Origin of the sequence: Collimonas sp. (assembly GCF_035566555.1) — a bacterium.
GTDB lineage: Bacteria > Pseudomonadota > Gammaproteobacteria > Burkholderiales > Burkholderiaceae_D > Collimonas.
Map to the genome: position 1 here is coordinate 1 of NZ_DATMRB010000128.1, position 6,018 is coordinate 6,018.

Consider the following 6,018-nt stretch of genomic DNA (forward strand, 5'->3'; position numbering starts at 1 on the left):
CAGCTCGCGCAGCGCCAGTTTCTCGGTGGCGTTCATGCCGGCGGCGGGCTCGTCCAGCGCCAGCAGTTGCGGCTCGGTCGCCAGCGCCCGGGCGATTTCCAGGCGGCGTTGATCGCCGTAGGACAAGTGGCGCGCGGTACGCTCGCCGAAACGGCCGATGCCGACGAAATCCAGCAGTTCCTGCGAACGCTTGCGGATCGCCAGCTCTTCCGTGCGTGCCGCCTTGTGGCGGAACACGGCGCCGAACACGCCCTGGTGGGTACGCACGTGGCAACCCACCATGACATTTTCCAGCACGGTCATCTCGCCGAACAGGCGGATGTTCTGGAAGGTACGGGCGATGCCGGCCTTGGCCACTTCATGCGGCGCCGACGGCGAATAAGGCTTGCCGGCCAGCTCGAAAGAGCCGGTGTCGGCCTGGTACAGGCCGGTGATGACATTGAAAAAAGTCGTCTTGCCGGCGCCGTTAGGGCCGATCAGGCCGTAGATCTGGCCCTTGAGGATCTTGACGTTGACTTCCGACAAAGCCTGCAAACCGCCAAACCGCTTGTTGACGCCGGAGATATTTAAAATTGTTGGTGCGCTCATGTGATCTCCTTAAGCCTCTACCACGCCGGTCGCCAGCGCCGGTTTGTCGACATCGGCATCGGGCCGGTCCTCGTGCTTGGGCGCGGGCCACAAGCCGGCTGGGCGGGTCAGCATGATGACCACCATCGCCAGGCCGTACAGCAACTGGCGCAAGACTTCGGCGTCGATCAGCACTTTGCCGAACATCGCCATCTGCATCGGTTCTACCGTATGGCGCAAGACTTCCGGCAAGGCCGCCAGCAGGATACCGCCCAGCACCACTCCCGGGATATGGCCCATGCCGCCCAGCACCACCATCGCCAGCACCGCGATCGATTCCGTCAGCGAGAACGATTCCGGCGAGACAAAGCCCTGGAACGATGCAAACATGGCGCCGGCCACGCCGCCGAACGAGGCGCCCATGGAGAACGCCAGCAATTTCATGTTGCGGGTATTGATGCCCATCGCCTTGGCGGCGATTTCATCTTCGCGTATCGCCACCCAGGCACGGCCCAGGCGCGAATTCTGCAAGCGGATCGAGATGAAGATGATGGCGATGCACAGCACCAGGAACAGGAAGTAGTAGGCATTCACCGAAGGCATGCCGAAGCCGCCGAAGTACACGGTCGCGTTGGAACCGCGCTCGCCGGCCAGCGAAACGCCGAAGATGCGGATCGGATCGATCAGGTTGATCCCTTGCGGGCCGTTGGTGATGTTCACCGGCGCGTTCAGGTTGTTCATGAAAATCCGGATGATTTCACCGAAACCCAGGGTCACGATGGCCAGGTAGTCGCCGCGCAGCTTCAGGGTCGGGGCGCCGAGGATGGCGCCGAACAGGCCTGCCAGCGCCGCGCCCAGCGGCACGATCACCCACAGCGACAGGTGGATGCCGTTCTGGACAATCTCGGGACCGCAGATCATCACCAGGAAATTGCCGATGGCGGGATAGGTATTGACGAAAGATTCCAGCACCGAAGCAAACTGCGGCGATGCCAGCAAGCCGGTCATGTAGGCGCCGATGGCATAGAAGGCGATGTAGCCCAGATCCAGCAGGCCGGCGAAGCCGACCACGATGTTCAGACCCAGCGCCAGCATGATGTAGAGCAGCGCGAAGTCCATGATGCGGACCCAGGAATTGCCGAAGTTGGCGGCAATGAACGGGAAGATCATGAACATGATCGCCAGGGCGACCAGGCTGGTGTAAGCCTTGGTCGGGTTCTTTTTGGTGTCGAAGAAATTGGCCATATGTCCTCCCCGATCAGGCGCGGTCAGCCACACGTTCGCCCATGATGCCGGACGGACGCAAGGTCAAGACGATGATCAGGACGATGAAAGCAAAGATGTCCTGATAGTTACTGCCGAAGAAGTTGCCGGTCAGGTCGCCGATGTAGCCGGCGCCCAGGCTTTCGATCAGGCCCAGCAGGATGCCGCCCAGCATGGCGCCGTAGATGTTGCCGATACCGCCCAGCACCGCCGCCGAGAACGCTTTCAAGCCAGGCACGAAGCCCATCGCGAACTGCGCGGAAGAGTAGTTGGCGCCCCACATCACGCCAGCTACGGCGGCCAGTGCAGCGCCGATGGCGAAGGTCATGACAATGACGCGGTTGGAATCGACCCCCATCAGGCCGGCGACCCGCGGATTTTCCGCAGTGGCGCGCATGGCGCGGCCCATCTTGGTTTTTTCAACCAGCATCACCAGGCCGAACATCGAGGCCGCGGCCAGCACCAGCAGCATGATCTGCGTCGGCGAGATCAGCGCGCCGAAGATATGCACTGGGTCGGACGGCATGACTTGCGGCACCGGCAGCGGGCTGCGGCCCCAGATCATCATGGCGAAAGTCTGCAGCAGGATGGAAACGCCGATCGCCGTGATCAGCGGCGCCAGCCGCGGCGCATTGCGCAGCGGCCGGTAGGCGACCCGTTCGATGATCAGGCTGACAATCACGCAGACCGGAATGGCGCCGATGATGGCGATCGCCAGCTGGACGATGCCAGGCAGGCCAGGAGCCACATGCTGCAGCAACTTGAGGATGGATAAGCCGACCATCGCGCCTATCATCAGGATATCGCCGTGGGCGAAGTTAATCAGGTTCAGCACGCCGTATACCATCGTGTAACCGAGGGCAATCAACGCATACATGCTTCCCAGCACCAAGCCGTTGATAACTTGTTGGATAAAGATATCCATAATTTCCTTTGTGTGTTTCGGTTCAAATCGGTCAGAACACTATTGCGACCATCTCAGAGGCTGCACAGCAAAAATCATTCCCGATACAAAAACGGCACCCTGGATAAATCCTGGTGCCGTGGGGATGCGCCCTTCCGCTTAGCTGGAAAGGTAATCTGGCATTGCATGAATAGCCGGAATAAGAAGGATGAACGGGGTACACATATTGTTTGTCTCCTATTACGTCTTTATGTAAGAACGTTTTTATCTTAAAGCGCCTTGTCTCGGCGGACAAATGCACCATGACCGTGCAGATTATAACTAACGTTGAGCGATAAGCAACGCTGACGGCACCACAATATTACCTCGCTGAAGGCGGTTCAGCACAGGCTTTTACAATCAAACTGCAGCGCCGCAATGATAGCGAGGAAAACAAAAAACTATCGATGGAAAAGCAGGATTTATTCGGAATATAATTTCGCGCCAGAATGAGGCAGCGGGGTCTTTGCGCAAGGATTTCCTGGCAAATTTAAGGCTGGCTAAAAGGCTGGCTCGCGGCTGGCCAATAGCGGCAACACTGCAGCCACCCATGACAATCAACAGATTCTCATGGACAACTGCAGTCCGCCCGCTCTCACTCAGGTACGTGCGAGACCTTTGGGCATGGGGAAAATGACGTTTTCTTCGGCGCCGTCGAGCGTACGTACGCTCTTGGCGCCGTAGGCGGTCAGGCGGTCGATCACGGCTTGCACCAGGACCTCCGGGGCCGAGGCGCCGGCGGTCACGCCGATGCGGTTCTTGCCCTGCAGCCAGCCTGGATCGATCTGCTCGGCGTTATCCACCATGTAGGCGGCGGTGCCGCGCTTCTCGGCCACTTCGCGCAGGCGGTTGGAGTTGGAACTGTTGGGGCTGCCGACCACGATCACCACGTCGACTTGCGGCGCCATGAATTTCACGGCTTGCTGGCGGTTGGTGGTGGCGTAGCAGATATCGCCCTTCTTCGGCTCCGTAATCAAGGGGAAGCGTTGCTTGAGCGCCGCAATCACGTCTGCCGTATCGTCCACCGACAAGGTGGTCTGCGAGACATAAGCCAGCAGCTCGGGATTCGCCACCTGCAGCTTGGCGACATCGGCCACGGTCTCGACCAGGTGCATGCCGCCCTCGGTCTGGCCCATGGTGCCCTCGACTTCCGGATGGCCCTCATGGCCGATCATGACGATCTCGCGGCCTTCGCGGCGCATCTTGGCGACCTCCATATGCACCTTGGTCACCAGCGGACAGGTCGCATCGAACACTTTCAGGCCGCGCACTTCGGCTTCTTCCTGCACGGCCTTGGAAACGCCGTGGGCGGAAAAGATCACCGTATTCCCGGCCGGCACGTCGGCCAGCTCCTCGATGAAAATCGCGCCCTTGTTGCGCAGGTCCGCCACCACATAGGCATTGTGGACGATTTCGTGGCGCACGTAGATCGGCGCGCCGAATTCTTCCAGCGCGCGCTCGACGATTTCTATCGCACGGTCAACCCCGGCGCAGAAGCCGCGCGGCTGCGCCAGCAATATTTCTTTATCCATAGTCATATCCATTCCAGCGGCGATCACAAGATGCCGATGATCTTTACTTCAAATTTGAGCGACTGGCCGGCCAGCGGATGATTGAAATCGAACAAGGCGCCCTGCTCGTCGATCTCGCGCAGCACGCCGGCGAACTGGCCGCCACCCGGCGCCGCAAACTCGACCAGATCGCCGATGCGGTATTCCTCGCCCAGCTGGGAGTTCTGGCGCAGCGTGGCGCGCGACACGCGCTGGATCAGCTCAGGATTGCGCGGACCGAATGCCTGCTCCGGCGGCAGGTCGAAAGTCTGGTGCGTACCTTCAGGCAAACCGAGCAGGCAGGTTTCCAGGAAAGGCGCCAGCTGCCCCATGCCGAACTGCAAAGTAGCGGGCGACTCCTTGAAGGTGCTGACAATATCCTCGCCCTCTTGCGAAGCAAGACGGTAGTGCAAGGTGAGATAGGAGGCTTCGGTGACAACCGGCAAGGACAAGTTAGACATAATTAGGCAAAAACACCATTAACAAAAAGGCAATCGTTCATCTGAAGATGATATTGTAAGCCACCTTGGACTAGCTGACGCGCTTAGGGGGACCAACAATGTCAATTACCGACTGGCCAGCCGATCAAAGACCGCGTGAGCGCCTGATCAAATTCGGGCCGCAGGCGCTTTCCGATGCCGAACTGCTGGCCGTGTTCCTGCGCGTCGGCGCCGCCGGCAAGAGCGCGGTCGACCTTGGGCGCGAGATGAGCAGCCATTTCGGCTCGCTGAACCGGCTGTTTTCCGCCTCGCTGGACGATTTCTGCGCCATCAACGGCCTCGGGCCAGCCAAATTCGCCCAGCTGCAGGCAGTACTGGAACTGGGGCGGCGCTCGTTGACGGAAGAACTGCAGGCCGGCAGCAGTTTCGACGCCCCGGCGGCAGTAAAGCAATATCTGCAGTTGCTGCTGACCAACAAGCCCTATGAATCCTTCCTGGTGTTGTTCCTGGACGTCAGGAACCGCCTGATCTGCGCCGACGAACTGTTCCGCGGCACCCTCACCCACGCCAGCGTCTATCCGCGCGAAGTGGTCAAGGCGGCGCTGGCACGCAATGCCGCCAGCGTCATGCTGGCGCATAACCATCCCTCGGGCACACTCGAACCCAGTGCCGCCGACCACAAGCTGACGCAAACCCTGAAGCAGGCGCTGGACCTGATCGGCGTCAGGGTGCTGGATCATTTCATTGTTGCCGGCACCCATGTCCACTCGTTTGCGGAACATGGCCAACTGTAAGACCGGCCAAAGATCGGCCAAAACAAATTGTTAAATTCACGAACGAGCAAAAGACACAATTGTTTTCTGCAAGTCGTTGAAAAATCTCGATTTTTTATATATACTCTCCTTTTTTCCAGTTTCGGAAATCTTTTAGGAGTAAAAACATGGCACGTGTCTGCCAAGTCACCGGGAAGGGGCCGATGGTCGGCAACAACGTTTCCCATGCAAACAACAAGACGAAGCGTCGCTTTTTGCCTAACTTGCAAAATCGCCGCATTTTCGTTGAGTCTGAAAATCGCTGGGTCTCCCTGCGCTTGTCCAACGCCGGTCTGCGCGTAATCGACAAAATCGGCATCGATGCCGTGTTGACCGATTTGCGCGCTCGTGGCGAAAAAGTCTAACTAGCAGAATAAAGGAAGAATCATGGCGAAATCAGGCCGCGACAAAATCAAGCTGGAATCGACCGCAGGTACAGGTCA

7 protein-coding genes are annotated in these 6,018 nt (G+C 59.0%); 2 read left to right on the forward strand and 5 right to left on the reverse strand.

Annotation, left to right across the window (positions count from 1 at the left end; translation table 11 throughout):
- The 5 genes from VNZ65_RS16300 to VNZ65_RS16320 all read right to left on the reverse strand — a co-directional run.
- Positions 1-588: ABC transporter ATP-binding protein (locus tag VNZ65_RS16300; protein WP_325670812.1), on the reverse strand; the 588-nt coding region annotated here is incomplete at its 3' end.
- 9 nt (positions 589-597) lie between these two features.
- Positions 598-1,812: an ABC transporter permease subunit gene (locus VNZ65_RS16305; protein ID WP_325670814.1), complete on the reverse strand. Its 1,215-nt coding sequence runs from the start codon at positions 1,810-1,812 to the stop codon at positions 598-600.
- Positions 1,813-1,825: 13 nt separating this feature from the next.
- Positions 1,826-2,755 carry a branched-chain amino acid ABC transporter permease gene (locus tag VNZ65_RS16310; protein ID WP_325670816.1) on the reverse strand — a complete coding sequence of 310 codons (930 nt, stop codon included), beginning with the start codon at positions 2,753-2,755 and terminating at the stop codon, positions 1,826-1,828.
- A gap of 617 nt (positions 2,756-3,372) precedes the next feature.
- Entirely contained in the window at positions 3,373-4,305 is a 933-nt protein-coding gene (gene ispH / locus VNZ65_RS16315) for a 4-hydroxy-3-methylbut-2-enyl diphosphate reductase (protein WP_325670818.1), read from the reverse strand.
- A 23-nt stretch (positions 4,306-4,328) separates the two neighbouring features.
- Positions 4,329-4,784 (reverse strand): FKBP-type peptidyl-prolyl cis-trans isomerase, encoded by a 456-nt coding sequence (locus VNZ65_RS16320; RefSeq protein ID WP_061942446.1) that lies wholly within the window; start codon positions 4,782-4,784, stop codon positions 4,329-4,331.
- Positions 4,785-4,882: 98 nt separating this feature from the next.
- Between VNZ65_RS16320 and radC the strand changes: the two genes are divergently transcribed.
- Both radC and rpmB read left to right on the forward strand, forming a co-directional pair.
- Positions 4,883-5,557 carry a RadC family protein gene (gene radC, locus VNZ65_RS16325; protein WP_325670820.1) on the forward strand — a complete coding sequence of 225 codons (675 nt, stop codon included), beginning with the start codon at positions 4,883-4,885 and terminating at the stop codon, positions 5,555-5,557.
- 146 nt (positions 5,558-5,703) lie between these two features.
- Positions 5,704-5,940, forward strand: coding sequence for a 50S ribosomal protein L28 (rpmB, locus tag VNZ65_RS16330; RefSeq protein WP_014005219.1), 237 nt, complete (start codon positions 5,704-5,706; stop codon positions 5,938-5,940).
- Positions 5,941-6,018: the final 78 nt, after the last annotated feature.

Bases quoted from the DNA above. Each gene is read 5' to 3' on its own strand.
- VNZ65_RS16305 (WP_325670814.1), bottom strand. From the start codon at position 1,812: ATGGCCAATTTCTTCGACACCAAAAAGAACCCGACCAAGGCTTACACC.
- rpmB (WP_014005219.1), top strand. From the start codon at position 5,704: ATGGCACGTGTCTGCCAAGTCACCGGGAAGGGGCCGATGGTCGGCAAC.
- VNZ65_RS16320 (WP_061942446.1), bottom strand. From the start codon at position 4,784: ATGTCTAACTTGTCCTTGCCGGTTGTCACCGAAGCCTCCTATCTCACC.
- radC (WP_325670820.1), top strand. From the start codon at position 4,883: ATGTCAATTACCGACTGGCCAGCCGATCAAAGACCGCGTGAGCGCCTG.
- ispH (WP_325670818.1), bottom strand. From the start codon at position 4,305: ATGGATAAAGAAATATTGCTGGCGCAGCCGCGCGGCTTCTGCGCCGGG.
- VNZ65_RS16310 (WP_325670816.1), bottom strand. From the start codon at position 2,755: ATGGATATCTTTATCCAACAAGTTATCAACGGCTTGGTGCTGGGAAGC.